The following is a 24,381-nucleotide window of genomic DNA, read 5'->3' on the forward strand; positions in this document are numbered from 1 at the left end:
GCGGCTCAGCGGCTCAGCGGCTCAGCGGCCGGTCTCCTGGGGAATCATCCGGAGACCGGCCCACATGGCCCCGTGCATGACCGCCGGGGTGAGGATCCAGAGGTAGGGGACCCCCTCGACCACCCAGGTCAGCCCGGCGGTGAGCAGCCAGAACAGGCCCGTCACCCCCAGCGTGAACGCGGTGAGCCGCAGCCTGCGGACGTCCGCGCCGGGCCGCAGCGCGCCGCCGCGCACGGCCGCGGACGCCATCGCCGCCTGGCAGAGCAGCAGCGCGGCCTCCGACCCGGCGAACAGGCAGACGGCGAGGGGGTTGCGCGTCGACTCACCGATCAGCCCGGTCGAGTACGGCAGCAGGACGACGACGATCAGGAACGGGACATGGATGTTGAGCATGCCCTGGGGGATGTGGGTGAGCTGGTCGAAGACCCGGTGATGCTGCCTCCAGGCGGCCCAGAGCATCAGGAACGCGACGACGAACGCGAGGAACTCCCAGGAGTTCTGGACCAGGAAGTCCCAGAGCCTGCCGGCCACGGCCATCCGGTCGCCGCCCTCCCCGGCCTCCACCGCCTCCGCCTCGGGGCCCTCCGGCCGGGGGATCTCGATGACCAGCAGGGTCATCGCGATCGCGAAGACCGCGTCGGTGAACGCCCCCACCCGCTCGTGACTGTGCCCCGGCGGAGTCGTCGCGGTGTCTTCCACGGTTCTCCTCACGATGTGCTCCGTCTGGTCCTCCCGGAGCCGGACCGTACGAGAACCGGGCCATACCGGGTCGTACAGTCGTACAGGAACCGGGCCGTGGAAGACCAGACGTGAACGATCGCGATCGCGGGAGAACCGGGCCGTCCCGTGGGGGCGTCCGGCTGCCGGGGTTTTCGGCCGCTAGGGCGTCCGGCTCAGGCGGATCTCGCCCACGGGACGCCCCCCGCCGAGCAGGACCCCGGCGGCGAGCTCGTCGAGCCCGGGGGCCTCGAAGCCGAGGGCGGTCAGGGCCGCGACGGTGACCGGGACCCGGGCGCGCTGGCCGCCGTCCTCGATCTTGACGGTTCCCGAGCGCCCGTCGGCGAAGACGAAGGCGTCGAAGGCCTCGGCCCCGGCCTTGACCAGCAGCCCGGGGACGGCCCGCATCAGCCGGGCCTCGGGGCGGGTGGTGCCGGACGTCCACTCGGGGTGGGCGCGGAAGGCGTCGGCGACGCGGCGCTCCGGGGTGTCCCGGCCGGCCCGGACGAGGGCGCGGAACGCCCGCGTCACGCCCAGCATCGAGACGAAGAACAGCGGTGCGCCGCAACCGTCCACCCCACTGGCCGCGACACGCTCGCCGGTCAGCTCCTCGACCGTGGCGCGCACGGCCCGCTGCAGCGGATGCGCGGGGTCGAGGTAGGTCTCCAGCGGCCAGCCGTTGACCGCGCAGGTGGCGAGCATCGCCGCGTGCTTGCCCGAGCAGTTCATGTAGACCCTGGCCCGGCCCCCTCCGGAGCGCAGCACCTCGTCGCGGGAGGCGACGTCCTCCGGCAGGTCCTCCGGGCAGCCGAGCGCGCTCTCGTCCAGCCCGGCCCCGGCCAGGATCCTGCGTACCCCCTCCACGTGGAACGGCTCCCCCGCGTGACTCGCGCACGCCAGCGCGAGCAGCTCCCCCTCCAGGGTGAGCCCGGCGCGGACCATGGCGAGCGCCTGCAGGGGCTTCATGGACGAGCGCGGCGAGACCAGCGCGTCCACCTCTCCGTGAACCCTCACCAGCGACCCGTCGGCGGCCACGGCGAGCATCCGCGCCCGATGGGTGGACTCCACGAACCCCGAGCGGACAACCTCGACCAACAATGACTCAGCAGACACCTTTGTCTCCTTTCGTCCGAAGTCTAGGGATGCCCGGGAGCGCGGGATGATGGGGGCATGCGTGCGGTCGTACAGCGGGTGAGTTCCGCGTCGGTGGTGGTGGACGGCGTGACGGTCGGGGCGATCGACGAGCCGGGGCTGCTGGTCCTGGTCGGCGTGACCCACACCGACACGCGTGCCGAGGCGGCCAGGCTCGCCGCCAAGCTCTGGGGCCTGCGGATCCTCTCCGGCGAGAAGTCCTGCTCCGACATCGGCGCGCCCCTGCTGGTGGTCAGCCAGTTCACCCTGTACGGCGACACCCGCAAGGGCCGCCGCCCCACCTGGCAGGCCGCCGCCCCGGGCCCGGTCGCCGAACCGCTGGTCGAGGCGGTCTGCGCCGAGCTGCGCGGGCTGGGCGCCCGCGTGGAGACGGGGGTGTTCGGCGCCGACATGAAGGTCGGCCTCACCAACGACGGCCCGATCACCCTGGTCCTGGACATCTGAGCGGCCCGTACGCGCGCACCGGAGAAGGCCGGCCGCCGGCTTTCAGCGGATGCGGCGGCGCAGGCTCGGATCGATCGTGACGTTGCGCCCGGCGTCCGGCGGCACGATGACCTCCTGGGACGCGGCCACCCCCCCGGCCTCCAGCGCGGTCTCCACCGGCACGGTCCGCTTGACGACGGCCAGCGCGACCGGGCCCAGCTCGTGGTGGCGCGCCGAGCTCCCCACGAAACCGACCTCCGCGCCGTCGAGGGTCACCGGGGCACCGTGCTTGGGCAGGGTGTCGACGCTGCCGTCCAGGTGCAGGAAGACCAGGCGGCGCGGCGGGTGGCCCAGGTTGTGCACGCGGGCCACGGTCTCCTGGCCCTTGTAGCAGCCCTTGTTGAGGTGCAGGGCCGCGCCGATCCAGCCCACCTCGTGCGGGATCGTCTTGTGGTCGGTCTCGAAGCCCAGCCGGGGGCGGTGCCCCTCGATCCGCAGCGCCTCGTACGCCCAGAGCCCGGCGAGCCCCAGCCCGAGCCGCCCGGCCAGCAGGTCGCGCGGGAGCAGGATGTCCTGTCCGACGGCGACGGCGCCCTCGGGCAGGTCGGGGTGCGCCTCCCCCGCCACGGAGACCACGGCGTAGCGATCCGTCACATCGGCGACCTCGACCCTCAGCATGAACCGCATCTTGTCGAGGAACGCGGTCACCTCCGCGCCGGTGCCCGGCTCGACGTGGGCCCACACCGCCTCGCCGTCGTCGACGAGGACGAGGTGGTGCTCCACCCTGCCCTGGGCGTCGAGCAGCAGCGTCTCGGTGGGCCGACCGGGTTTCAGGTCGTCGAGTTTCTGCGAGCTGAGGCTGTTGAGCCAGCTCAGACGGTCGGGCCCGGAGATCCGGACGACCTCGCGGTTGCTCCGGTCGACCATCGCCTCTCCGGCGAGCAGCGCGCGCTGCTCGGCGAACGGGTCGCCGTAGTGTCCGGCGACGTCGGCGTCGGGGGTCTCGGCCGCGACCGCGCCGGGAGTGTCCAGCAGAGGGCTTCGCATGGACACAGCCTACGAGGCCCCGCCGAGGAGAGCGGCAGCGGCTCTTCCCCGGGCGGGTCCATGGCCGTACGGCACACTCCGGAGGCTCGGCGGGACGTCCGCCGAGGCGACGGCGTACCCCGGCAGCGGTCTGCCGACCCCCCGATCCTCCGGTGACGCACCCGGCGGCGGTCTCCCGGCGGCCCGGCGGCGTACCCCGGCAGTGCCCCGGTCCGTGTTCAGCGGCAGTTGCGGCAGCGGCCGAAGACCGTCAGGTGGTGCACGTCGGTGAGGAACCCGAGCTTCTGGTCGAGGTTGGTGACGAAGTCGTCGACCAGGTCGGGGCTGACCTCGCTGATCTCCCCGCAGCCACGGCAGACCAGATGCACATGATCGGCCTCGGCCGTCAGGTGGTAGGTGGGGGCGCCGTGCCCGAGATGGGAGTGGGTGACCATGCCGAGCTCCTCAAGGAGCTCAAGGGTCCGGTAGACGGTTGATATGTTCACCCCGCGCGCGGTCTCCCGCACCCGGTTGCAGATCTCCTCTGGGGTGGCGTGCTCGCAGGCTTTGACCGCCTCAAGCACCAGCTGGCGTTGCGGAGTGACCCGGTAACCGCGCGCCCGCAGTTCCTCATGCCACGACGTCTCGGTCATATCGAGAGTCTATGAGCACCGGGACTCTCCTCGTCGTTTTACGGTCCGAGAGACCGGAGGTGGGGATCCCTGCCGCCGGAACACGAGAAGCACGGCCGCCATCGTCGCGAACCGCATGCGGAGCCGAGGTCGGAGCGGATATCTTCGGCAGCCCTGTTCCGGCTGTCACATCGGAAAACGGGGGCGCAGGCGTTGGAGAAGCCCAAGGCCACCTGGCTGCTGTACGCCTCCGCCTCGGGGGAGCAGGTGGTCAGCAAAGAGATCCACAAGCTCCTGGAAGGCGGGCCGCCCCTCAAGGAGCTTGGGGCGTTGATGTCACGAATCCAGTTCGGGACACACCTGCCCCGCGACATCGGCTCGCTGGGCAAAGGACTCCACGAAGCCCGGCTGAGCCACACGGGGACCGAATACCGCCTGTACTACGCGCGCGGCCCGCAGGAGGAACACATACTCCTGGGGCTGGCCTTCCACAAGAAAGGGGGCCAGGGTGCTCAAGATCGAGTCATCGCGCTCGCCAGGAAGCGGCCGGCCGACTGGCTGCGGAGAATATAAGGTTAAGCCGATATGAGGAGGTCGACCGTGATGGATCCCAACGTCGCCGAACTGCTCGGCATCGATCTGAGCGATCCCGACATCCGGCGGGAGAACGCCGCCATCGACCGCGACATGCTACTCATCGAGAGCCTCGTAGAGCTTCGCAGAGCCCAGGGGCTCACCCAGGCCCAGGTCGCGGAGCGGATGGGCCGCAGCCAGCCCTCGGTGTCGGACTTCGAGCGACTGGGTGGCGACCCGCATCTGTCGACCGTTCGACGCTACGCGCTGGCGGTCGGGGCGTCCGTGCATCACGTGGTCCGCTCAACCGTGGTCACCGGCGCGACGACGCAGGCGGCACCCGTGTTCGTCGTCTCGACGGACGGCCCGAAGGAGACCACGTTCGCCGCCGGACTTGAGATCTCCACGCGTGGCATCGGCGGAGAGCGGAAGGTGACCGCGTAGTGCAGGCGTTCATCGTGCTGTGCGACTCGGCCCAACGCGACCAGGCGACCGGCAAAATGCACATGCTGGGCGCCGGCTGGTCCCTGGCCGACTCCTCCACGCCTCCGATGACGGTCGCGGTGTTCCTCCGCATCCCCTGGGAGCAGGCGACGTCACCGCGCCCTTTCACTCTCCGGCTGGTGGATGACGAGGACAAGCCAGTGATCACCGCGCGGGACGGGGAGAGCTTCCCGGTCGAGCACCGAGGCGAGTTCGGCGTCACCCAGGAGCCGGGCCCCGACGACTTCATCCGGATGACCGACATCCACAGCAGCTTCGCCATCAGTGTCACACCGTTCCAGCTGAAGGCCGGTCGCCGCTACGAGTGGAAGCTGGACGTCGACGGGCGGGAGCTGGCGTGCGCCGACTTCGCGATACGCCCGGCCCTCCCCGCCGAAGAACCCGTTTGACCTCGGCGTCGACCCGCTCCCTGCGGACCGCCACGCCGCCCTGCCCCGGCTTCACTTCCTGTAGATGGATGGCACCATTCATCTATGGCAAGTCCCTTACTTTCGGCGACTGATCCAGTACCGAAAGTGCCGGCGTTCGTTCGGGTGCCGGCCGCGCAGGCGAGCGGCGCCGGTCGTGTGGCGCTCCGCCGGTTCCTCGTCGAGCCGCGTCGGAGCCGGTCAGAGGGCTGGATCCGGCGGTTTGTGACGGGCGGGAAAATTCATTTGCCCTGGGGGCGCGGAGTTTCATAACGTACAGGCACGCCGAAAGGAGGTGGTCCGAACGATGGTTGCTCATAGTTGGGCTAGCGAGGTGGCTGTCCGCTAGGACGCCGCGACCGGACTCTGTCCGGGCGTCTGGCGACGTTCGGCGAATCCACGACAATCACCGGAACCCCGGGCCGCCGGAGGCGGGCGATCCCGCCTGTAGTCCACCGGCCCCCCTGCGGAGCAGGGGGAAGTGGCCCGGGGTTCTTCCCTTTCCAGGGCCTTTCCTCTCGATCATCCCGCTTCCGCGAGGCCCCCTCCGGAAGCCGCCGGGATCGTCTCCCCCGGGCGGGACCGCCCTCTTCACGGGCTCCACGGAGCGGTACGTCCCCGTCGCGAGACCGATCTCTCCCCACCGGACCGCCTTCTCACCGCGGGATCGCGTCGGCCGTCACTCCTGGAAGCCGGGATTGGCGCAGTGCAGCGGGCGCTCGCCGCCGAGGATCCTGACGATGTCCTCGCAGATCATCCGGGTGTGGTTGATCTCGGTGTCGTAGGTCCCCGAGCCCAGGTGAGGGGTGAGCACCACGTTGTCCATGTCGGCGAGCGGGTGGGCCGGGTCGAGCCGGTCCCCGGCGAACCGGTCGAGGGCCGCGCCGCCGAGACGGCCCGCCTTCAGGGCCCCGACGAGCGCGTCCATGTCGTGCAGGGCCGCGTCCGCGGTGTTGACGAAGATCGATCCGGGCTTCATCGCGGCGAACTCCGCCGCCCCGACCAACCGGCCTGTGGACGCGGGGGCGTGCACGGAGACGACGTCGGCCTGGGCCAGCAGGATGTCGAGCCCGTACCGGTTCTCCGCCGCCTCGGGGTCGTAAACCATGACGCGCATGCCCAGCCCCTTCATCCGCCAGGCCACCGCGCGGCCGACCGCCCCGTAACCGATCAGGCCGACGGTCCGGCCCGCGAGCTCCCACGCGCGGTGGCGCCGGTAGGAGGCCATGCCCTGCCGGATCTCCCTGTCGCCGACCGCCACCCGGCGGGTCACCGCGAGGATCAGGGCGAGGGTGAGCTCGGCGACCGCGTCGGCGTCGCGTCCGGGGGCGCAGACGACGGGGATGCCCTTCGCCGTGGCGGCCGGGAGGTCCACGTTCCCCGCCTCGCTGCGGGCGCAGCCCACCACCAGCAGGGGAAGGTCCAGGACAGGGCCGGCGACCTCGTCGGACTCGGTGATGAGGATGCGCGCGCCGGTGTTCGAGAGTTGCCGGGCGAGCTCGGCCGCCTGGTGGGGAGGGTGGTCGGCCGGGTCGTAGTGGACGTCGATCAGCTCTCGCAGGCGGTTCCACTCCTGACCTCGCATCGGCGCCAGTACGAGTGCTCGTGGTTTCACCGCGCCTCCTTTTTCAGGAAATTTTGGTATCTGGGAGCTTTCCACGAACATCACGATCGGTCTCGACAGTGACCGGACCGTCATCAACCGGCCCACCGGCTCCTCCCGTTTCCCGTTTCCCGCGGGGAGAAGGGACCCGGCCGGAGGAGAGTCCCGGCGGGACCCGGCGGGAGGAGCGCCCGGCGGGAGGAAGGTCCCTGTCGGGGAGAAGCCCTCGCCGGGAAGGGGTCCTCGGCCCACGTCCGGCTGGACGGCACGGTCCGTGCCGGATCACCACCCCACCGGATCCGCGGCGTGAAGGACGGGGGAAGAACGGGCGAGAGCCGGTCAGTGCTCGCCGCGGGCCGGGACTCCGAGGGCCGCGCAGGCGTCACGGTAGAGGCGGACGACCTCCATGCGGACCTGGGCGCGTTCGGTCAGCGTGCCGCTCCAGGGAACCCGTACCGTGACGTCCCGCCCGCCGACCACGGCGGCGAACTCGATCGCCTCGGCGTCGACGCCGGTCGTCGTCGCGGCGGTGGCCTCCGGTTGCCCGCCGAGGCCTTTGCAGATCAGCAGCGCGTCATCGGCGTGGTCGTCGTTCATGTGGCGCTTGATGGCCTCGACCACGTCGGGGGTGAAGGGGGTGCTCATGCTCAGAGGGTAGCCAGCGCCCCCGCCTCACCTCGTCGCGGGCACCCGGCGTCGGGGACGAACCTCGCCCGCCCCGGGCGCGGAGCTCACACCACGTCGGGTACGAAGTCACCGACCCGCTTGAGCTCGGCCGAGATGTGCGACTGGAGCTGCTGCCCCGTGGCCGCCATGTCGTACGCCCACATCAGGTTGCCGTTGACCAGCCCGTAGAGGCGGTGACCCGCCGTGTACTCCTTGGCGGTCGCGGTGCGGGCCACCACGTCGGTCTGAAGCTCGATCTTGTTGAAGACCACCTCACCGACGTAGATCTCCACGATGCCCGTGGGGTGTGACAGGCACACCTCGAGCTGGCGGTTCGGAAGCTGGCGCCAGAAACCGGTCTCCGTGCTCAGCGGGCGGACCTTGCCGCCCGCCTCGTCGAGCAGCCAGGTGCGGCTGGTGTAGGTCAGGAACGGCTTGCCGTTGTGACCGAAGACGATCTCCTGGCCGAAGTTGAAACTCTCGATCGTCGGATATCCCCCGACCCCGGCGCCTTCCCATCGGCCCACGAGGAAGGCGATCGGCTCAAGATCGGGATGCAGTTCGGGAACGTCCATGGAAACGAGCCTAGAGCCGCTCGGGTATGGTTCGCGCCGGTGACGCCGGGCCGCATAGGCTTCGAGCATGGCACGATCACTGGTGATCAAGGTTACCGCAGGCGAAGACTCACCTGAGCGCTGCAATCAGGCGTTCACGGTGGCCGCGGCGGCGTTGGCGAGCGGGGTTCCCGTCTCCCTCTGGCTGACGGGCGAATCCGCCTGGTTCGCCCTTCCCGGCCGGGCGAAGGAGTTCACCCTCCCGCACGCGGCCCAGCTCGGCGACCTGCTCGACGCGGTGCTCGCGGCGGGCAGGGTGACCCTGTGCACGCAGTGCGCGTCCCGGCGGGACATCACGGTCGACGACGTGATCGAGGGCATCCGCATCGCGGGCGCCCCCACCTTCGTGGAAGAGGTGCTGGGCGAGGGCGTCCAGGCCCTCGTCTACTGAGACCGCCGGAACACCGCCCGCCGAGCCCGCGGCCGTCGAGCCACCGGCCGCCCGGCGAGGCCGGGCAGCCGGTTTCGCACTTCCCGCGCGGCCGGGACGCCCCGTCCCCGGCGGGACGTCCCCGGCGGCCGGACGCCTTCACAGGGGAGACTCGGCGGGACCGCCCGTGATCAGTGGGGCAGCACCGCGGCCAGACGCTCCCCGCGGAGACGGTCGAACCAGGTGTCGTCGATCGGCGGCAGCTGGGCACCCACCGCCCAGGTGAGCAGCAGGTCGGCGAGCCCGGGGTTGCGGGCGAGCGCGGGACCGTGCAGGTAGGTGCCGACGACCTTGCCGGTGTAGCAGCCCTCGGTGCCGTCGCCGTTGCCCGTGCCGACCGCCGTACGCGCCAGCGGCCGGATCCCGGCCCCGAGCCGGGTGACGCCCATGTGGTTCTCGAAGCCGGTCAGCGTCGGGATGCCGAGCGCCGGGTCCGCCTCCCCCGCCAGCTCGCCGACGGCCCGGCCCTGGCCGCGCCCGCTGGAGATGTCGATCAGGCCGATGCCGTCGACCGGCTGGCCCTCCTCGCCGCCGAACGTGGTGCCGATGATCTGGTAACCCGCGCACACGGCCAGCAGGGCCGCGCCCCGCTGGACGGCCCGGTGCAGGCCGCCGTCGCGCCGGAGCCTTTCCGAGGCCAGGATCTGCGGCCGGTCCTCACCGCCGCCGATGAGGTAGATGTCGCCGCCCTCGGGAACCGGGTCGGCCGAGCGCACGTGCACGGTCTCGACCGGGATGCCCCGGCGCTGGGCGCGCTGCTCCAGGACCAGGACGTTGCCCTGGTCGCCGTACGTGCTCAGTAGGTCCGGATAGATCCAGACAAGGCGCAGGGCGCTGTCAGACTGCACGACCGAACTCCGATCGGATCTGCTGGAAGGCGGTGTAGTTGGCGATCACGTCGACCTTGCCCGGCGGCTGCGCGGCGAGCGCCTGCTCGAACGAGTCCGCCAGCTGGAACGGCACGTCCGCCACGTCCAGCCGGAGTGCGAGGTCGAGCCGCCGCTCACCGGCCACGAAGACCGGCCTGCCGCGCAGCACGCGGTAGTCGACGTCCCACAGCCATGAGGTGTCACGGCCGTCGGGCCCCTGGGCGTTGACCGACAGGATCACCGGGAGCGAGGAGTCGAGCACGTCGAACGCCTCCAGCCATCCGGCCGGGTTCTTGGCGAGCAGCAGCCGGGCGTGCCGCCCGTCGCGCTCCACCGTGGTGTAGCGGCCGGCGACCGACCTGACCTCGCGCAGCCGGGGAAGCGCCCGGTCGACGGGCAGGCCGAACACCTCGGCGGTGGCCAGCGCGATCGCCGCGTTGGCCCGGTTGGCGCGTCCGGGAAGCTGGATGTCGAGCACCCAGCGCCGCCCGCGCGGGTCGATCACGGCGTCGTCGTCGAGGACCCAGGACGGCTCGGGCCGCCGGAAGGTGCACTCGCGGCAGGCCCAGTCGTTCTCTCCCGCCTGCGAGGGGGCACCGGCGCCGGCGCTGCCGGGCGGGACGTACTCCATGCCCTTGCGGTCGAGGGGGCCGCCGCACTCGGGGCAGCACCAGGAGTCCTCCTTCCACGGCTGCCCGGCCGACACCCAGGTGACCGAGGCCGCGGTGGAGGCGCCCCAGGCGACCAGCGGGTCGTCGGCGTTGGCGATCACGTGCGTGTTCTTGCCGGCCAGCGCCCGCCGCCACTTCTGGGCGAGCAGCCAGATCTCGCCCGCCCGGTCCATCTGGTCGCGGCTGAGGTTCATCAGGCAGACGACCCCGGCACCGGTGGTGTCGATCACCTCGGGCAGGTACTTCTCGTCGACCTCCAGCACGCCGTACGGGGCGTGCTTGGCCGACGACAGCGCCGAGACGTGCCCGGCGGGCATGTTGGCGCCGAAGGCGTTGGTGGCGACGTCGCCGAGCTCCGACAGGGCGGAGGTGATCAGGCGGGTCGTCGTGGTCTTGCCGTTGGTCGCGCTCACCAGCGCGAGCTTGCGGTCGTGCGCGAGCTTGCGCAGCAGGTCGGGCTCCAGGACCAGGCTGACCCGGCCCCCGATCACCGATCCGTCTCCGCGCCCGGTGACCCGGGACAGGGTGGCGGCCGTCCGGCCGAGAGCGGTGGCGAGCTGCGCCCGCAGCGGAAGCTGAGTCATGCCGTCTCCTCGCTTGGCGACCCGTCGCGGGACGACCCGGCGGCCGACCGGCCCGGCCGCGGGACCGGAATCACCGAATCGTTCATGCCGCAGATCTTAGCCCTGCTTCGGCACCGTAACCCCCGGCGGCACGTCACGCATACCCCTCGCCACGCCGTCCTCACTGCTCGGCGAAGGCGAGCTCCGCGGGCTCCGGCGAGTCGGCGTCGAAGGGCAGCACGAACCGGTGCGGCCACGACAGCACGCTCTCCAGCCAGCCGGCCCCCATGGTCTGGGAGACGTGCCGGAGCCGGTCGGCCGGGTCGACGCCGATGGTGACCGTGAGGATGTCGCGCTCCACGCTCTCGCGCTCGTCGTCACCGAGGATCACCCGCCAGGCCAGCTCCCTGTTCCTGTCGACCTCCATGGACAGCGGGTGGTGGCGGAGCGCCTTGGCCCGGTGGCCGAGCAGCTCGGTGCCGCCCGCGGGACGGTTGAACAGGGCGTACTCCATCACCGGCGCGGAGCCGCGCGGGTTGGGCGCGGGCTGGCCGTGCGGGAAGAGCCTGTCCACCTCGTGCAGCCACCGCACCTGCGGGATGACCCAGGCGGGCCCCGGCCGCTCGCCGGGGTCGCGGTCGGGGCCCAGCAGCCTGGTCGCGACCGTGGCGACCTGCTCGGTCAGCTTGGCCGGGTCGCTGACGGTGCGCAGCGACCACGCGCGGCGGCCCACGCAGCGCTCCACCGCCGTGGCCAGCAGGCACTCGCGCCGGCGCGGCGGGATGTCCGCCCAGAGGTCGGCCAGCGCCCTGGGCACCCCGGGCACCGGCCGGTTGGTACAGAACGCCAGCACCAGCGTGTCGGCCCAGATCCGCAGCCAGGCCCACTCGGGCGCCCCGGCCAGCAGGTCCGCCTCGCGCAGCTCGACCAGCGTGCACGCCCGGCCGGTGCGGCACTCCTGCCCGCAGGCCGCCGACCGGCGCCCGCAGATGGGCGGCATGTGGCCGGGGACCGGGCGCTCGCGGTCCTCGCCCAGCGGGACCTGGATGCGCAGCGGCCGGTCCATGCCGTCGGCGAAGACCGCGGCGACGCCGGGCGGGAGCGAGACGACCTGCCGGGACTGCTCCTCGCTCAGGTTCGTCGCCGCGCCGACCAGCTGGCGGTCGTCCTCGGCGGGGAGCCGGTGGATGACCTTCAGCGCGGTGTTCTTCACCACGTCGGAGACGAGCTTCGTGGGGATCTGCTCGGCGACCACGATGCCCTCGCCGTACGCGCGGATCTCAGCGAGCATGCCCGCCAGGAGCTCGACGGCGTGCGTGCTGGCCCGCCCCGCGCCCCGGTCGCGGAGCAGCCGGTGCGCCTCCTCGATCACGATGACGTGCTTGAGCCCGCTGCTGCGCTCCTTCCTGGCCCGCATCCGCAGGTGCTCCACGATCCGGATGATCAGGGTCCCCATCAGGAACGCCTTGTCCTCGTCGTTGGCGACGTCCTCGATCGCGAGCACCACGTTGCGCTGGAGCAGGTCGCCGATGTCGGCGGGGTGCCCGCCCTCGAAGAACCGGCCCGCGGAGCCCACCCGCAGCGACCGCAGCCGCAGCGAGATGAAGCCCTCCACGTCGGCCTGGACCTCCCGGCCGTAGCCGATCTCCTTGATCACGTCCATCGCGTGCCGCTGGAGCTGTTCGAGGGTCGGCACGGCGGGCCGGACCGCGGCACCCGGGGCCGCCCAGCCGGTGACCACGTCCCAGCCGTTGGCCTCGTACACCCGCTGCAGGGCGAGCGACATGATCTGCGGGAACGGCTCCTCGGCGTCGAAGGCCGCCATGAACAGCGCGCGGACCATGTCGATGTGCGCCTGGACCGGGTAGCCGGGCTCGGGGGCGAGCGGGTTGACGCTGAACGGCACGCTCTCCGGGGCCGACGGGTTGATCACGGTCACCGGGGCGAGGTGCTCGATCCGGCCGCCCATCGAGGCGTACTCGGACTTGGCGGGCTCGATGGCCAGCCACGGGATGCCCGCGCCGGTGAGCTGCTCCAGCAGGTGCCTGACGGTCTGGGACTTGCCCGAGCCGGTGGCGCCGGTGACGAACGCGTGCCGGTTGAGGGTGGCCAGCGGCACCTTGAACGAGCCGACCGGCCTGTCCTGGCCGTCGAGGATGGACCCGAGCTCGACGGTGAGCGCGCCGGGCACGGTGTCCGCCTCGCTGGTCACGTCGAAGAAGCCCGCGTCGAGGACACGCACCCCCGGCACCTCCCGGTGCGGCAGCCCGGCGAGGGCGGCGAGGGCCCCGGCGGTGGCCGCGAACGGGGAGGCCGCGCCGTCCGCCGGGTCCTGCAGGGTGGTGGCCAGCGCCTCGGCGAAGCCGTAGACGGGCCCCGACAGCGCGCTGCGCAGGCGGTAGGGGTGGTGGCTCATCTCGGCGGAGCCGACGAGCACCGGGGCGATCTGGCGCAGCTCCTCGGGCCCGGCGGCCCCGGCGAGCACCCGGACGTTCCAGAGCCCGGCCTCGCGGAAGGCGTCCAGCTCCTGCATGCGCCGCTCGGCCCGCTCGGCGTCGTAGCGGGAGCGCTCGGAGGCGTCGCCGTACTGCCGCAGCACGTTGAGCTGGGTGCGCAGGTGCGCGACCTCGGCGTCGAGCAGGTCGGTCTGCTCGGCCACCACCAGCCAGGCGAACGGCCGGGACATGAGCGTGACCAGCGTCGACTCGAAGAGCGTGGGCCGCCTGATCTCGTCGGCGTCCGGCTCGCGGCGACCGCCCAGCGGCGGGGCCTGCCGTCCCGGGCAGACGGTCCAGGCGAGGTCGGACAGGTCGCGGAGCCACTCGTCGCCGATCCGGACGCCGCGGGCGCCGCTGGGGAACAGCAGCGGCTCGGGACCGCCGGGGGCGTGCTCGGCCTCGGTGGCGGCCCTGCGGGGCGGGCGCGGCGGGGTGAGCGGCCCCGCGTTGGTGATCAGCTCCAGCGGGGCGCCGGACCCGCGCGAGAGCCAGCCGACCACGAAGGGCCGGTTGCGCTGGGCCGTGGAGAGTACGGCGGGCAGGACGGTGACGAAGTCCCACTCGGCGGAGGAGCTGCGCGAGGGCGCCGTGATCGCCTGGATTCTGTACCAGGGACCGGTCAGGGCATTGGGCGGACGGGACACACTTGGCTGCATTTGGTCTCCACCCGGGGGACCCGGCTCCAGGCCGGAGGGTTGACGCTTCACGGATCGCTCCGTCGTACCGGCCGACGCATGATCGAGATCGAGGGTAGGTCACCCCCGCAACCACGGTCGAACCTGACTCGGGGCTCGCACCCCGGCATTGACCATCCCATTACGACATACGAACGGCTCGTTGACGTATCAGGTGAGAATGACGCCCGAACGGTCTTCACCCGGACCTTCACCCCCCCGAACCCGCGTCGGCCGGGTCCTCATCAGCGGCGGCGCCAGTCGAGCCTGGCCGGGGGCGGGCCGAGGTTGGGCGGCGCGTCCTCGAACGCGCTCGACGCCCGCGGCTCCGCCTTCCTCTCCTCCTGCCGCCCGTGGTCCAGCGCGGCTTCCTTGATCTCGTCGAACTCGCCCAGCGTCGTCTTGGGGAAGGTCAGTATGGCCGGGTTGGCGTCGGCGAGGCGGACCCTGCGGCCGTCGGCGGTGGCGTCGGTGACGATCACCGAGGTGGTGGGAAGCTGCTGGAGCTGGTGGGGCTCGACGAGGAACTCCCTGGAGCGGTGCAACACCCGCTCGGTCTCCCCCATCGCCTTGGTCGCGCGGCGGCCCCACTCGGTGGACTCGGTGATGTCCTCCTTGAGGTCCGCGTGGCTCACGTCGCGTTCCTCGTCACCCTCCTCGGCCTGGCCGACCGTGGAGACGTAGCCGCCGTCCATCCCGGCCCCGGCGGCGCTGATCGTCTCGGTGAGCTGGGCGAGCTCCAGCCGGTGCTCGGTGCCCACGTGCTCGCTGGCGACCCGGGCGTCCTCGGCGTTGCCGAGCCGCATGAACGTCACCGCCGCGTGCCCGCGCCCGAGCCGCTCCCGCACGGTCGGGGTGAGCGCCCGGTAGGTGAGCACGAGGCCGGTCCTGGAGGTCTCGCAGGCGTCCATCAGCCGGTCGAGCACGTCACCGCGGAGCTTGTCCGCGCCCGCGACGATGATCGTGTGGTACCAGGGCCGCTCGGAGGCGGGCGACTGGCGCAGGATGTGGGTGAGCGCCGTGGCCACGTACGTGCCGAGGACGCGGTTGCCGAACACGCCCGCCTGGCGGTCCATCGACACGACCCGCAGGCGCGCGGGCGGCAGGCGCACCGCCTCGGAGCCGAGGGTCTCCAGCTTGCGCAGCTGCGACTCCAGCGCCCACGCCCGCTCGATCACCACCCGGTCGCTGACGCCCCGGCCGAACAGCGTGCCGATCCGCTCCAGCTGGGTGGCGGTGATCAGGCCGTACCGCAGGTCCTCGCGGGGGTCGCCGACCTGGGCCAGGGCGCGCAGGGCGGCGGTGACCTGGTTGATCGTGGCGCTCTCGCCGAGAACCTCCAGGACCCGCTCCAGGATGGCGTTGTCGAACGACAGGTCCCTGGTCGAACGGTGCTCCTCGCTGACGCTCACGACGTGGGCGAGGACGTCGGCGAAGGCCTCCGGGGCCAGCGTGGCGCCCAGGTCGAGCCGGGGCAGGTCGACCGGCAGCACCCAGACCAGCGGGTCGTCGCCGCCCCTGCGCGCGAGCTCGATCAGGTCCTTGGCGATCGCGCCCTCGGACAGGTCGAGCACGGTCAGGTGGCCGCCGCTGTAGAGGCGGGTCGCGCCGAGCAGGGTGATCAGCGCCGACCAGCCGGGCAGCGTGCCCCCGGCCACGTCGATCCGGTCGATCTCGTCGGGCACCGCCACCGCGTACCAGGTCAGCTGGCGGTCGTGGCGCTCCTTCTTCTCGGCCCACTCCCGGTAACGGGCGGCGTGCTCCTCCTGGGCGAGGAAGAGCTCCCTGTCACGTTCCTCCCGCAGCCGGTCTCCGGCGGCCTCGCGCTCCCTGATGCGGTGGCGTACGGCCCGGTCGCCCTGGTGGACGGCGTAGCTGCAGAACGCCGCGATGCCTCCCGCGGCGATCACCCCGACGGCGGCGAACGACCAGCTGAGCATCTCGGTGAGACCGAGGACGAGGATCAGGGTGGCGAGCGCGGCCATGAACCCACGGACGATCTTGACCGGCCGGTTCAGGAGGTCCTCGTTGAGGCGTTCCCTGCGCACCCACTCGGGGTCGATCGGCTCGGGGGGATTCTCGACCGGCGAGGGTCGCTTGGGAGCCGGACCCGGATCAGGGTGCAACAAGGCGTACTGCCAGCCCAGGTAGATCCGGTCCGCCTGGAGCTGCGCATGCTCTGGATGCACGTCCGCCACGGAACCTCCGCCATCGGGCTCATCGAAAAGCCTCGGAGACAGCGTAAGAGTTCGACATCATATTCGGGCAGCGTTCCCGTCAATCCGCTGTATTTTCCCCAGGTTCACCAGTACTTAAGGGACAGATGAGTCGGATGGGACGGACGTCAGCGATTAACATCGTTTCTCATGACTCCCCCTTCCGAGGGTCCCACCAGACGGCGCCCCATCGCGGTCCCGCTCGTCGCCCTGGTGATGATCGCCGGCCTGGGAGTCACCGCCGCCGCCGGCGGTTTCGCCACGGCACCCGAGAAGCCTCCCAAGCGGCTCGGCCAGGGCGCGACCGTGGACCAGGAACAGTTCACGACCACGTTCGTCGGGTCCCGCACCCTGAGCGAGCCCGGCCTGTTCGGAAGCCCGCCCAAGCGTTTCCTGGAGATCGAGCTCCGGGTCGTCAACAAGGGCGACGAGACCGCGATCACGGGACTGCCCTACGAGGGCGGCCTGGGCGGCGGATCCCTCGGCTCGTCCCTGGTCAAGATCACCCCGGCGATCAAGGGCAAGTACGGCGCGTCGGTGTTCTCCCCCACCGGAGGCGGCGAGAGCACGCAACTCCACCCGGCCCTGCCGACCAGCGTCGTGATCAAGTACGAGCTGGAGGACGGGCAGCGGGCTCCCAAGCAGCTGACGATCGACGTCGGCAAGTACGAGTGGCGTGACGGGATCACCCTGACGCCGGGCTGGTTCCTGGTGACGGAGACCGAGGCGGGCAAGGCGAAGCCCGTGGTGACGGCCCAGGTCACGCTGCCCGTCGTGCCGAAGGGAACGCGCTCGTGAACCTCCCCTCCCACCCCCGGCCCGAGACCCGCCCCCACTCCGGGCCCGAGACCCGTCCGCGGTCCGGGCCCCCTTCGCGGCCCGAGGCCGGTCCCCAGCCCGAGGCCCGTCCCCGGCGCGAACCGCGCTCCCGCTCCCGTTCCGGGGCCCCCGCCCGCCGCAGGACCGCCGCGCCGCCGAGCCGGTGGCGCACCGCCGGTGCCGTGCTGGCCGGGATCGCGCTGGCGGCCTCGGCCGTGGGACTGCAGGCGTTCGGCTCGGGGATCGCCGACCACGACGCGCCTCTCACCTGGACCGGCGACATCAACGAGGAGGTCACCGGCTCCCGGATCTCCGCACGGGTCAAGGCGGTGCACGCGGCCAAGGCCGTCGCGTCCAAGAACACCCGCGGCGAGCAGGAGCGGGTGACCGCCAAGGGGATCTTCGTCATCGTCGAGGTGGGCGCCACGGCGACCTGGGAGCCGCAGCAACTGGGGCCTCCCCGGTTGCTGACGGGCGGCGGGCACCGTTACGTGGCCTCCGACAGGGTGGACCCGATGTCGACCATCACCCATCCCTACATCCAGCCGGGCTGGTGGACCGAGGGCGTGACGGTCTTCGAGATCCCGCCCGGCGAGCTCGCGGACTCGCGGATCCAGCTCGCCCCCCCATCCGGTTTCATCGTCGAGCCGAACGCGCCCGAGATCGAGATAGACCTGGGCCTGGACGAGGCGGCCGCGCGGCGGCTGACCTCCACCGCGAAGGACGTCTACGAGTTGGCGAGCAGGAACTGATGGGGACGCCACACCGGGGAGGCCCCGAGAACGAGCAGGGCCGCGACTGGTTCGCCTCACGGGAGGAACCTCTCACGAGGGAGGAACCGCTCGTGGGAGAGGAACGGTCCCCACGCGAGCCCCGGCCCACGGGGGAACCTCGGCCCATCGGGGAGCCCTGGCCCGCAGAGGGACCCCTGCCCACGGGGGAACCTCGGCCCGTCGGGGAGCCCTGGCCCGCAGGGGAACCTCGGCGGCCCGCAGGGGAGAACGGGCCTGTGGGGACGAACCGGCCCGCACAGGACCGGTTCGCCCCGGAAGGCGACTCCGCCACGCCGTCTCACGATCCCTACCGAGGCAGTCCCTGGCCCACCACCCTCGGCACCTGGCCGGTACCCCCGGGCCCCGGCCCTACCCGCGAGCACCCGATACCGCCCGGTCCCGGCCCTGCCGGCGAGCACCCGGCACCGCCCGCTCCCGGCCCCATCGGCGAGCACCCGACACCACCGGGTCCCGGCGACGACGCGCCCACGCAACCTCGCGGACGTCACGCGGAACCTCCCGCGGCCCACCGGACGCGTGCCGCGCAGAATCCGGAACGGCCCGCCCTGCCCCGGGCCCGGCGGCTGAACCCGCCCGAGCCCGGGAATCGCCGCGCCGGGCAGGGGTTCCCCGCCCCAGCGCAGCCGTCCCCCGCCTTCCGGCCCGCCGCGCCACCCGCCCCGGCCCCCGGTCCTCCCGCCGTACCTCCCGCCCAGGCCCCCGCCCCTCAGGCCAGGAGCCGCCCCACCCCGCCCCAGCGCCCGCGACCTTTGGGCGGTGCCGGTCAGTGGACGCCCGGTCCCCTGCGGACGTTCCCGGACGAACAGGTCTGGCCACCGAAGCCGCCCGTGGAGGAGCCGGCGGAGGAGCCGCCGGGAGCCTCGACCCAGCCGTTCCCCTCCGTCGCCGGGCCTCCACTGCCCAGACCCTCCACCACCGGAATCGGAACGGCGGCCGCCCCCGCCGCCGTCCCCAACGAAGCGCCCCCCGGGGAACACCCCGCGCCGGGGACTCCCGAGACCTCGGCGAACCCCGCGACCGCGGAGGAGACCGCACCGGCGAGGAGCCGTCGTACGGCGCTGCGGGTCGGCGGGGCGATCGTGGCCGTGGGGCTCGGCATCGTGGCCTCCACGTGGAACGGCTACACCGTCTACAGGACCGGCAACCCCGCCGACAGGATCTACACCGTCGCGGCGGGTGGCGCCATGACGCTGATGCACGTGTCGTGGAAGGCCTCGGTCGAGCAGGTGGACAGCCTGCCCGGCCAGAAACCTCTCCAGGCCGACCGGCAGTGGTTGAAGATCAAGGTGACGAGGACCGCGCTGGACGCCGAGGGCGTCAGCCTGCGTGGTGATCCCCAGGTCGAGATGAGGCATTCCGACGGCCGTGTGTGGAAGGTCCTCCCCGAGAGCGACGACATGCCGGACGAGGTCAAGGACCACAAGGTCGGTACCGCCTACTCCTACAACATGGTCAGCGTGGTGCCCAGGAAGCTGGCCGGGCAGGTCGAGGTCCACGTCCGTCCCGCCACGTTCCACGTCGTGGAGGACGAGTCCGTGAAGGACATCCTCAAGAAGGCCGCGGAGCAGAAGGACCCCGTCCAGGACCAGGTGCTGCGCTTCAGGCGGTGAGGGTCTCCCCCGCCTCACGACTGCGGGTGGCCGCGATGTCGAACGTGGCCGCCAGCAGGCAGACGGTCAGCGTCAGCACCACCATCTCCCTGAAGAACGTCACCGGCCCGGCCAGCGCGAGCCAGACGAACGGGTCCTCGTTGCCGATCAGCATCCGCACGCCCCGGTCCGCGTAGTCGGCGACCACCCTGATCCCGACGTACCCGAGGCAGAAGAGACCGAACAGCGCGGGACCGCCCCGGACGGCGAGCCGGAAGGCGTTCGCCGGGGGGACCCAGCGCTCCTGGAACCCGGCCGTGGCACGGGTCATCGTGGTCTGGGTGAGGTTGTGCGTCCGCTCCATCCGGGTGGCCACGTTGTCGAGCCTGGTTCCCCGTACGACGGCCCGGGTGTCCTCGGCGAAGGCCCCGTAGACGAGCGAGGCGACCGTCAGCCAGGTGAGCGGGACGAACAGGCCGTCGATCACATGGGGCCAGACGTGCCCGACCGCGTCCCAGAAGGGCTTCCACCACGGCACGGCCTCGCCCGCCTGCTCCGCCCAGTCCCTGGCCGTGGCCACGACGGCCCGGTGGTCCAGCCAGTCCTTCCGCGCGTCGGCCAAGGCGAACAGGGCGTTGATGCTGTAGAAGGCGAAGGCGAGCTCGAAGAAGGTCGCGAACACGCCGCTGCCCCTGACCTTGCCGTTCACGTGCCACCAGCTGAACAGCGACTTGAGCAGGTACGCGACCACGGCGACCCCGATGGAGACCCGCACGTCCAGCGTGGAGAGCCCGGTGCCGCCCTCGATCTCGCCGCCCGCGAGACTCGTCGCGAAGTCCTGGTCGACCCGCCTCGCGGTGTCGACGGCGATGAACTCCCTGGCGTCCGCGTTCTGGAAGCTCCAGGCGAGGTAGATGGTGGCGAAGACCAGCGTGGCACGGTTCAGCGCGCCGAACATGCTCTCGTCCGCCTCGCCGCCCTGGCGTCGCGCCCGGATCTCCCGCAGCGCCCCGCGTACCGAGTGCAGCATGCCGACCATCACGACGAGCTCGTTCAGCACGATCAACGTGAAGACGAACATCGTGATGACGAGCCGCACCTGCTTGTAGTCACCGTGGGAGACCTCGCTGGCGGCCAGCATCAGCAGCCCCCGGACCGCCTTGCCCGCCGAGAACCACAGGATCAGCGACAGGGCGCAGGCACCGAAGATCCTGAGGGTGTGCATGGGCAGCGAGGCCGCGGAAAGCGAGGCGGGCCTCCGGCCGACTGCCGGCGACTGTGCGGGCATAACAGGCGTTTCAGGCACCCGACGCATGCTAACGACTCCCCTGACGGAGCGCAGCCCGACCGGCGAGCCCGGCGCCTCCTCGCGCCTCGGTGCGCCTGTCGAATAAACGGCCGACCCCGTTTGTTGCAGCGGCAATGAAGCGCATGGAAGTCTGGGCCGACATGGCCTGCGCGTGGGCCTACATCGGCAGGCGACGCCTGGAGCAGGCGGAACTCGGCGAGGACGTGGAGATCGTCTGGCGCCCGTACGTCATCGACCCGATGGCTCCGGTGCCGTCGGAGCCGCTGGAGGAGGAGCTTCGCGACCCGGTCGCCGAGGGCGCCCTGCGAGCCTTCCGCCCGACCCCGACCCCGACCCCGACCTCGCCTCTGCCTCTGACCTCGCCTTCGATCGGGGCCGGGGCCGACGACGGCGGCCGGCCGCGGGGTGCCGTGTGGCGGGCGAACACGTTCGACGCGCACCGGGTGATCGCCCTCGCCCGCGGGCGGGGCGGCGCCGCGCTCCAGGACGCGGTCGTGGAGCGGATCCTGCGCGCCCACTTCGTCGAGGGCTCCGACATCGGGGACCGCGCCACCCTGGTGGCGCTCGCCGCCGAGGCCGGCCTGGACGGCATGGCCGAGGCGCTCGACCGCGGCGACGGCGCGGACGAGGTCCGCTCCGAGCTGCTGCGCGGCAAGGCCGAGGGCATCACCACCTCGCCGACCTTCGCGGTCGGCGACACGATGGTCTCGGGCGCGCAGCCGGCCGAGGTCCTCGCCGATCTGGTACGGCACGCCGCTCCCCGGCGGGAACTCCCCGACGAGGTCAGGTGGCTGCGCCAGGCCGAGGCGCTGCTGGACGCCCGGGATCCCCTCGGCGCCCTGTGGATCCTGCGTCCGCTGCTGGCCGATCACGGCGACGACCCCGCCGTACGGCTGCTGGCGGCCCGCGCCTACTTCGGCTCGGCCCAGCTCGGCAGGGCGAGGGAGACCCTGGAGTCGCTCCTGGAGCGCACTCCCGGCGACCACTACGCCCGGTTCCTGCTCGGCCGGACCCTCGAACGCGCCAACCTTCTCCCCGAGGCCCTGCCACATCTGCGCCTGGCGGCGGCCATGTCCCCGGAGCCCGACTACGTCGACACCCTCGACCGTGTCGAGAACCGTCTGGCGGACCGTCTCACGGTCTGACCGGGACCGGCGCGTCAGACCGTCCGACGCGTCCGACGCGTCGGCGCGTCCCTCGCAACGGAAAGGACCGGCCTCCCGAAGGAGCGCCGGTCCTCTCACCCTGCTGGTTCGTACTGTTCGTGCTTGTTCGTGCGGCCGGTCGACGTGCCGTCTCGCTGTGGCGAGCCGGGACCCGAGAGGTCAGACGGTCACGGCGAGCTGGGTGACCTCACCCAGACGGGCCTGGGCCGGGATGTCCTTGGTGATCCCGCCGCCCGCGATGATGCGGACGGTCCAGTCACCGGGAGCGGCGAAGAAGCGGAAGATGCCCTCGTCGGACACCACGACCTCACCGGTGAACTCTCCCGCGTGGTCGAGCAGGCGGGCGTATGCCGTGCCCGCGCCCGAGACCACGCCCTGGATGACGGCCTGGCTCGAAAGGTCGATCCCGGCCGGAAGGGCAACCGTCTGTTCCGGAGCAGCGCATCCCTGAGTCATTATCGTGCCTCTCCCAGTTCGATCGGCACGCCGATGAGCGAGCCGTACTCGGTCCACGATCCGTCGTAGTTCTTGACACTTGCCTGGTCGAGGATCTCGTGGAGGACGAACCACGAGTGCGCCGAGCGCTCCCCGATGCGGCAGTAGGCGATGGTGTCCTTGGAGAAGTCGACGCCTTCGCCCTCGTAGAGGGCCTTGAGGTCCTCGTCCGTCTTGAAGGTGCCGTCGTCGTTGGCGGTCTTCGACCAGGGGATGTTTCGGGCGGTGGGAACGTGGCCGCCGCGCTGCGCCGCCTCCTGCGGGAGGTGGGCGGGCGCGAGCAGCTTGCCGCTGAACTCGTCGGGCGAGCGCACGTCGACCAGGTTGAGCTTGCCGATCGCGGCGACGACGTCGTCACGGAAGGCGCGGATGGACAGGTCCTGGTCCTTGGCCTGGTAGGTCGTCTCGGGACGCGCGACGACGTCCTTGACCAGCTCGCGGGAGTCGAGCTCCCACTTCTTGCGGCCACCGTCGAGGAGCTTGATGTTCTCGTGGCCGTAGAGCTTGAAGTACCAGTACGCGTAGGCGGCGAACCAGTTGTTGTTGCCACCGTAGAGAACCACGGTGTCGTCGTTGGCGATGCCCCTGGACGACAGCAGCGCCTGGAAGCCCTCGCGGTCGATGAAGTCGCGACGGACCGGGTCCTGGAGGTCCTGCTTCCAGTCGACCTTCACTGCGCCACGGATGTGGCCCTTGTCATATGCGCTGGCGTCCTCGTCCACTTCGACGAGAACGACGCCGGGAGTGTCGAGGTTGGCCTCAACCCAGTCAGCGTCGACCAGGACGGCGGAGCGGCTCATTTTGATCCTCCAGGATCATCGTGCGGCGGGTAGTAAACGGCGAATGATCAAAAACATCTCGCAGCCGAGACAGAAACTGAAAGCGGCGTTGAGAAATGCAGCGAAAAGGGCCGCTGCGACGACACCGAGGGCCAGCGGCGTGATCTGTGCGACGTATCCGACCAAGCCCACCAGAGCGAAGGTGAGTCCGACCCCCTGCGCGAAGCGCGGCGGGCCGGCGTCCTCCAGCTCCTTCGGCGGACTCTTCACTATCCCTTTGAAAATCATCCCGTACGGCGAGGTGCCGAGAGTGCCCAGCGCGAACACGACGGCCTGTGCGGCCAGCAGCCATACGCTGCCCGTCACGAGGACGAGTGCGAGCACGACAGTGGTGACGGCCGCTGAGAAGCGGAGGGCTCGGGAATCAACCTGCATCGCCTGATGCTCCTGAAGGGTCGTGCAGATCGGTGCGGCTCGACGGCCGCTTGAGATCGCCCTTAGGAAACGCGACAGAGAGCGGTGGTCACGCGGCAGAAATCAACCGCGCGCCGCTTCGTGAGCAGCTCTGTCGTGGAGTTCATGTCCACGACATTACCCCGGCGTCCCGCCATCTGTCACATCCCTGTCCAATTTCTGAGACATGATCGTTCAATGGGCGATAGGGTGCCCCGCTCGTCCGCCGATCGCTCATTCGCCGACCGCCAGACCGAGGGCGCCGATGACGTCGGCTTTCCTGGGTTGACCGGAGGCGCGTTTCACGACCCGCCCGGACGCGTCGAGGACCAGGACGGTGGGAGTGCGCAGGATGTTCAGCGATCGGACCAGGTCGAGGCGGGACTCCGCGTCGATCTCCACGTGCGCGACGCCGGGCACCATTTCGGCCACCTCGCCGAGGATCCGCCGGGTCGCCCGGCACGGCTGGCAGAAGGAGGTGGAGAACTGCACGAGCGTGGCCCGCTCCCCCAGCTCCGCGTGGATGTCGCCGGACGTGAGCCGCTCCACGTCGCCCCTCACCTCTCGCGCCACGCCGTTACGCCGCCGCAGCACCACGCCCACGAGCGTGGCGAGGGCGAGGGTGACGACCACCACCGTCAAACCGGTCACGGAACACGACAACAGGCGTGCGCCCCGGACCATTCCCGCACCGCTCCGGCAGAGCGGAATCAGGAAGCGGGATCAGGAAGCGGGATCA

General features: G+C 71.4%; 26 protein-coding genes. 9 read left to right on the plus strand and 17 right to left on the minus strand.

Translation table 11 applies throughout. The features are described from left to right. Positions 1 to 21: 21 nt before the first annotated feature. Together AC5L38_RS39105 and AC5L38_RS39110 are read right to left on the minus strand one after the other, a co-directional pair. Positions 22 to 699, minus strand: a complete 678-nt coding sequence (locus tag AC5L38_RS39105; RefSeq protein ID WP_495247859.1) for a TMEM175 family protein — start codon at positions 697 to 699, stop codon at positions 22 to 24. Between the two features lie 180 nt (positions 700 to 879). After that, positions 880 to 1,830 carry an asparaginase gene (locus tag AC5L38_RS39110; protein ID WP_495247860.1) on the minus strand — a complete coding sequence of 317 codons (951 nt, stop codon included), beginning with the start codon at positions 1,828 to 1,830 and terminating at the stop codon, positions 880 to 882. A gap of 57 nt (positions 1,831 to 1,887) precedes the next feature. Between AC5L38_RS39110 and dtd the strand changes: the two genes are divergently transcribed. Then, positions 1,888 to 2,313, plus strand: a complete 426-nt coding sequence (dtd, locus tag AC5L38_RS39115; RefSeq protein ID WP_344746920.1) for a D-aminoacyl-tRNA deacylase — start codon at positions 1,888 to 1,890, stop codon at positions 2,311 to 2,313. A 42-nt stretch (positions 2,314 to 2,355) separates the two neighbouring features. Here dtd and ygfZ read toward each other — a convergent pair whose 3' ends face one another. Together ygfZ and AC5L38_RS39125 are read right to left on the minus strand one after the other, a co-directional pair. Next, positions 2,356 to 3,339, minus strand: coding sequence for a CAF17-like 4Fe-4S cluster assembly/insertion protein YgfZ (ygfZ, locus tag AC5L38_RS39120; RefSeq protein ID WP_495247861.1), 984 nt, complete (start codon positions 3,337 to 3,339; stop codon positions 2,356 to 2,358). A 218-nt stretch (positions 3,340 to 3,557) separates the two neighbouring features. After that, a complete protein-coding gene (locus AC5L38_RS39125) occupies positions 3,558 to 3,971 on the minus strand; it encodes a Fur family transcriptional regulator (RefSeq protein WP_495247862.1) in 414 nt (137 codons plus the stop codon). Between the two features lie 192 nt (positions 3,972 to 4,163). Between AC5L38_RS39125 and AC5L38_RS39130 the strand changes: the two genes are divergently transcribed. The 3 genes from AC5L38_RS39130 to AC5L38_RS39140 are packed head-to-tail and all read left to right on the plus strand — an operon-like array spanning position 4,164 to position 5,416. After that, positions 4,164 to 4,523 (plus strand): type II toxin-antitoxin system RelE/ParE family toxin, encoded by a 360-nt coding sequence (locus AC5L38_RS39130; RefSeq protein WP_495247863.1) that lies wholly within the window; start codon positions 4,164 to 4,166, stop codon positions 4,521 to 4,523. Positions 4,524 to 4,553: 30 nt separating this feature from the next. Continuing rightward, positions 4,554 to 4,967: a helix-turn-helix domain-containing protein gene (locus tag AC5L38_RS39135; RefSeq protein ID WP_495247864.1), complete on the plus strand. Its 414-nt coding sequence runs from the start codon at positions 4,554 to 4,556 to the stop codon at positions 4,965 to 4,967. Then, a complete protein-coding gene (locus tag AC5L38_RS39140; RefSeq protein WP_495247865.1) occupies positions 4,967 to 5,416 on the plus strand; it encodes a DUF6941 family protein in 450 nt (149 codons plus the stop codon). Before AC5L38_RS39135 ends, AC5L38_RS39140 begins: the two co-directional genes overlap by 1 nt. A gap of 697 nt (positions 5,417 to 6,113) precedes the next feature. Here AC5L38_RS39140 and AC5L38_RS39145 read toward each other — a convergent pair. The 3 genes from AC5L38_RS39145 to AC5L38_RS39155 all read right to left on the minus strand — a co-directional run bounded on the left by AC5L38_RS39145 (position 6,114) and on the right by AC5L38_RS39155 (position 8,278). Further along, a complete protein-coding gene (locus tag AC5L38_RS39145; RefSeq protein ID WP_495247866.1) occupies positions 6,114 to 7,049 on the minus strand; it encodes an NAD(P)-dependent oxidoreductase in 936 nt (311 codons plus the stop codon). A 327-nt stretch (positions 7,050 to 7,376) separates the two neighbouring features. Further along, positions 7,377 to 7,682 (minus strand): DUF2470 domain-containing protein, encoded by a 306-nt coding sequence (locus AC5L38_RS39150; protein WP_495247867.1) that lies wholly within the window; start codon positions 7,680 to 7,682, stop codon positions 7,377 to 7,379. Between the two features lie 86 nt (positions 7,683 to 7,768). Then, positions 7,769 to 8,278: a heme-binding beta-barrel domain-containing protein gene (locus AC5L38_RS39155; protein ID WP_495247868.1), complete on the minus strand. Its 510-nt coding sequence runs from the start codon at positions 8,276 to 8,278 to the stop codon at positions 7,769 to 7,771. Positions 8,279 to 8,345: 67 nt separating this feature from the next. Between AC5L38_RS39155 and AC5L38_RS39160 the strand changes: the two genes are divergently transcribed. Then, the gene (locus tag AC5L38_RS39160) at positions 8,346 to 8,708 is read left to right on the plus strand and encodes a DsrE family protein (protein ID WP_495247869.1); all 363 of its coding nucleotides are present in this window, start codon (positions 8,346 to 8,348) and stop codon (positions 8,706 to 8,708) included. Positions 8,709 to 8,878: 170 nt separating this feature from the next. Here the strand turns inward: AC5L38_RS39160 and AC5L38_RS39165 are convergent, their stop codons facing one another. The 4 genes from AC5L38_RS39165 to AC5L38_RS39180 all read right to left on the minus strand — a co-directional run bounded on the left by AC5L38_RS39165 (position 8,879) and on the right by AC5L38_RS39180 (position 16,211). Continuing rightward, positions 8,879 to 9,595, minus strand: a complete 717-nt coding sequence (locus AC5L38_RS39165) for a type 1 glutamine amidotransferase (protein ID WP_495247870.1) — start codon at positions 9,593 to 9,595, stop codon at positions 8,879 to 8,881. Continuing rightward, complete coding sequence (locus AC5L38_RS39170) at positions 9,585 to 10,871, minus strand: MurT ligase domain-containing protein (RefSeq protein WP_495247871.1); 1,287 nt, start codon at positions 10,869 to 10,871, stop codon at positions 9,585 to 9,587. Before AC5L38_RS39170 ends, AC5L38_RS39165 begins: the two co-directional genes overlap by 11 nt. 160 nt (positions 10,872 to 11,031) lie before the next feature. Continuing rightward, positions 11,032 to 14,004, minus strand: a complete 2,973-nt coding sequence (locus tag AC5L38_RS39175; RefSeq protein ID WP_495247872.1) for an ATP-binding protein — start codon at positions 14,002 to 14,004, stop codon at positions 11,032 to 11,034. A gap of 263 nt (positions 14,005 to 14,267) precedes the next feature. Further along, on the minus strand, positions 14,268 to 16,211 hold the full coding sequence (locus AC5L38_RS39180; RefSeq protein ID WP_495247873.1) for a hypothetical protein: 1,944 nt from the start codon (positions 16,209 to 16,211) through the stop codon (positions 14,268 to 14,270). 177 nt (positions 16,212 to 16,388) lie between these two features. Here AC5L38_RS39180 and AC5L38_RS39185 point away from each other — a divergent pair, with 177 nt between their 5' ends. From AC5L38_RS39185 to AC5L38_RS39195, 3 genes are all read left to right on the plus strand, one after another. Continuing rightward, a complete protein-coding gene (locus AC5L38_RS39185; protein WP_495247874.1) occupies positions 16,389 to 17,036 on the plus strand; it encodes a hypothetical protein in 648 nt (215 codons plus the stop codon). Next, positions 17,033 to 17,809: a hypothetical protein gene (locus tag AC5L38_RS39190; protein WP_495247875.1), complete on the plus strand. Its 777-nt coding sequence runs from the start codon at positions 17,033 to 17,035 to the stop codon at positions 17,807 to 17,809. Before AC5L38_RS39185 ends, AC5L38_RS39190 begins: the two co-directional genes overlap by 4 nt. Before the next feature lie 869 nt (positions 17,810 to 18,678). Further along, entirely contained in the window at positions 18,679 to 19,461 is a 783-nt protein-coding gene (locus tag AC5L38_RS39195) for a hypothetical protein (protein ID WP_495247876.1), read from the plus strand. Here the strand turns inward: AC5L38_RS39195 and AC5L38_RS39200 are convergent. Further along, positions 19,451 to 20,665 (minus strand): hypothetical protein, encoded by a 1,215-nt coding sequence (locus AC5L38_RS39200; RefSeq protein ID WP_495247877.1) that lies wholly within the window; start codon positions 20,663 to 20,665, stop codon positions 19,451 to 19,453. The genes AC5L38_RS39195 and AC5L38_RS39200 overlap by 11 nt on opposite strands. Positions 20,666 to 20,862: 197 nt before the next feature. On the opposite strand from AC5L38_RS39200, the gene AC5L38_RS39205 reads away from it, so the two are divergent. After that, positions 20,863 to 21,894: a DsbA family protein gene (locus tag AC5L38_RS39205; RefSeq protein ID WP_495247878.1), complete on the plus strand. Its 1,032-nt coding sequence runs from the start codon at positions 20,863 to 20,865 to the stop codon at positions 21,892 to 21,894. A gap of 180 nt (positions 21,895 to 22,074) precedes the next feature. Here AC5L38_RS39205 and AC5L38_RS39210 read toward each other — a convergent pair whose 3' ends face one another. From AC5L38_RS39210 to AC5L38_RS39230, 5 genes are all read right to left on the minus strand, one after another. After that, positions 22,075 to 22,371, minus strand: a complete 297-nt coding sequence (locus AC5L38_RS39210) for a DUF1416 domain-containing protein (protein WP_495247879.1) — start codon at positions 22,369 to 22,371, stop codon at positions 22,075 to 22,077. Continuing rightward, positions 22,371 to 23,210, minus strand: a complete 840-nt coding sequence (locus AC5L38_RS39215; protein WP_495247880.1) for a sulfurtransferase — start codon at positions 23,208 to 23,210, stop codon at positions 22,371 to 22,373. Before AC5L38_RS39215 ends, AC5L38_RS39210 begins: the two co-directional genes overlap by 1 nt. A gap of 15 nt (positions 23,211 to 23,225) precedes the next feature. Next, entirely contained in the window at positions 23,226 to 23,624 is a 399-nt protein-coding gene (locus tag AC5L38_RS39220; protein ID WP_495247881.1) for a DUF4395 domain-containing protein, read from the minus strand. Between the two features lie 62 nt (positions 23,625 to 23,686). Beyond that, positions 23,687 to 23,800 carry a putative leader peptide gene (locus AC5L38_RS39225; protein ID WP_362840590.1) on the minus strand — a complete coding sequence of 38 codons (114 nt, stop codon included), beginning with the start codon at positions 23,798 to 23,800 and terminating at the stop codon, positions 23,687 to 23,689. 76 nt (positions 23,801 to 23,876) lie between these two features. After that, positions 23,877 to 24,293 carry a TlpA family protein disulfide reductase gene (locus tag AC5L38_RS39230; protein ID WP_495247882.1) on the minus strand — a complete coding sequence of 139 codons (417 nt, stop codon included), beginning with the start codon at positions 24,291 to 24,293 and terminating at the stop codon, positions 23,877 to 23,879. Positions 24,294 to 24,381: the final 88 nt, after the last annotated feature.

Source organism: Streptosporangium nanhuense (assembly GCF_059358815.1).

What these genes read in the sequence shown, in the direction of transcription:
- AC5L38_RS39200 (WP_495247877.1), bottom strand. Translation starts at nt 20,665, where the DNA reads ATGCACACCCTCAGGATCTTCGGTGCCTGCGCCCTGTCGCTGATCCTG.
- AC5L38_RS39175 (WP_495247872.1), bottom strand. Translation starts at nt 14,004, where the DNA reads ATGCAGCCAAGTGTGTCCCGTCCGCCCAATGCCCTGACCGGTCCCTGG.
- AC5L38_RS39160 (WP_495247869.1), top strand. Translation starts at nt 8,346, where the DNA reads ATGGCACGATCACTGGTGATCAAGGTTACCGCAGGCGAAGACTCACCT.
- AC5L38_RS39170 (WP_495247871.1), bottom strand. Translation starts at nt 10,871, where the DNA reads ATGACTCAGCTTCCGCTGCGGGCGCAGCTCGCCACCGCTCTCGGCCGG.
- AC5L38_RS39125 (WP_495247862.1), bottom strand. Translation starts at nt 3,971, where the DNA reads ATGACCGAGACGTCGTGGCATGAGGAACTGCGGGCGCGCGGTTACCGG.
- AC5L38_RS39220 (WP_495247881.1), bottom strand. Translation starts at nt 23,624, where the DNA reads ATGCAGGTTGATTCCCGAGCCCTCCGCTTCTCAGCGGCCGTCACCACT.
- AC5L38_RS39205 (WP_495247878.1), top strand. Translation starts at nt 20,863, where the DNA reads ATGAAGCGCATGGAAGTCTGGGCCGACATGGCCTGCGCGTGGGCCTAC.
- AC5L38_RS39135 (WP_495247864.1), top strand. Translation starts at nt 4,554, where the DNA reads ATGGATCCCAACGTCGCCGAACTGCTCGGCATCGATCTGAGCGATCCC.
- AC5L38_RS39150 (WP_495247867.1), bottom strand. Translation starts at nt 7,682, where the DNA reads ATGAGCACCCCCTTCACCCCCGACGTGGTCGAGGCCATCAAGCGCCAC.
- ygfZ (WP_495247861.1), bottom strand. Translation starts at nt 3,339, where the DNA reads ATGCGAAGCCCTCTGCTGGACACTCCCGGCGCGGTCGCGGCCGAGACC.
- AC5L38_RS39155 (WP_495247868.1), bottom strand. Translation starts at nt 8,278, where the DNA reads ATGGACGTTCCCGAACTGCATCCCGATCTTGAGCCGATCGCCTTCCTC.
- AC5L38_RS39215 (WP_495247880.1), bottom strand. Translation starts at nt 23,210, where the DNA reads ATGAGCCGCTCCGCCGTCCTGGTCGACGCTGACTGGGTTGAGGCCAAC.
- dtd (WP_344746920.1), top strand. Translation starts at nt 1,888, where the DNA reads ATGCGTGCGGTCGTACAGCGGGTGAGTTCCGCGTCGGTGGTGGTGGAC.
- AC5L38_RS39210 (WP_495247879.1), bottom strand. Translation starts at nt 22,371, where the DNA reads ATGACTCAGGGATGCGCTGCTCCGGAACAGACGGTTGCCCTTCCGGCC.
- AC5L38_RS39185 (WP_495247874.1), top strand. Translation starts at nt 16,389, where the DNA reads ATGACTCCCCCTTCCGAGGGTCCCACCAGACGGCGCCCCATCGCGGTC.
- AC5L38_RS39225 (WP_362840590.1), bottom strand. Translation starts at nt 23,800, where the DNA reads ATGGCGGGACGCCGGGGTAATGTCGTGGACATGAACTCCACGACAGAG.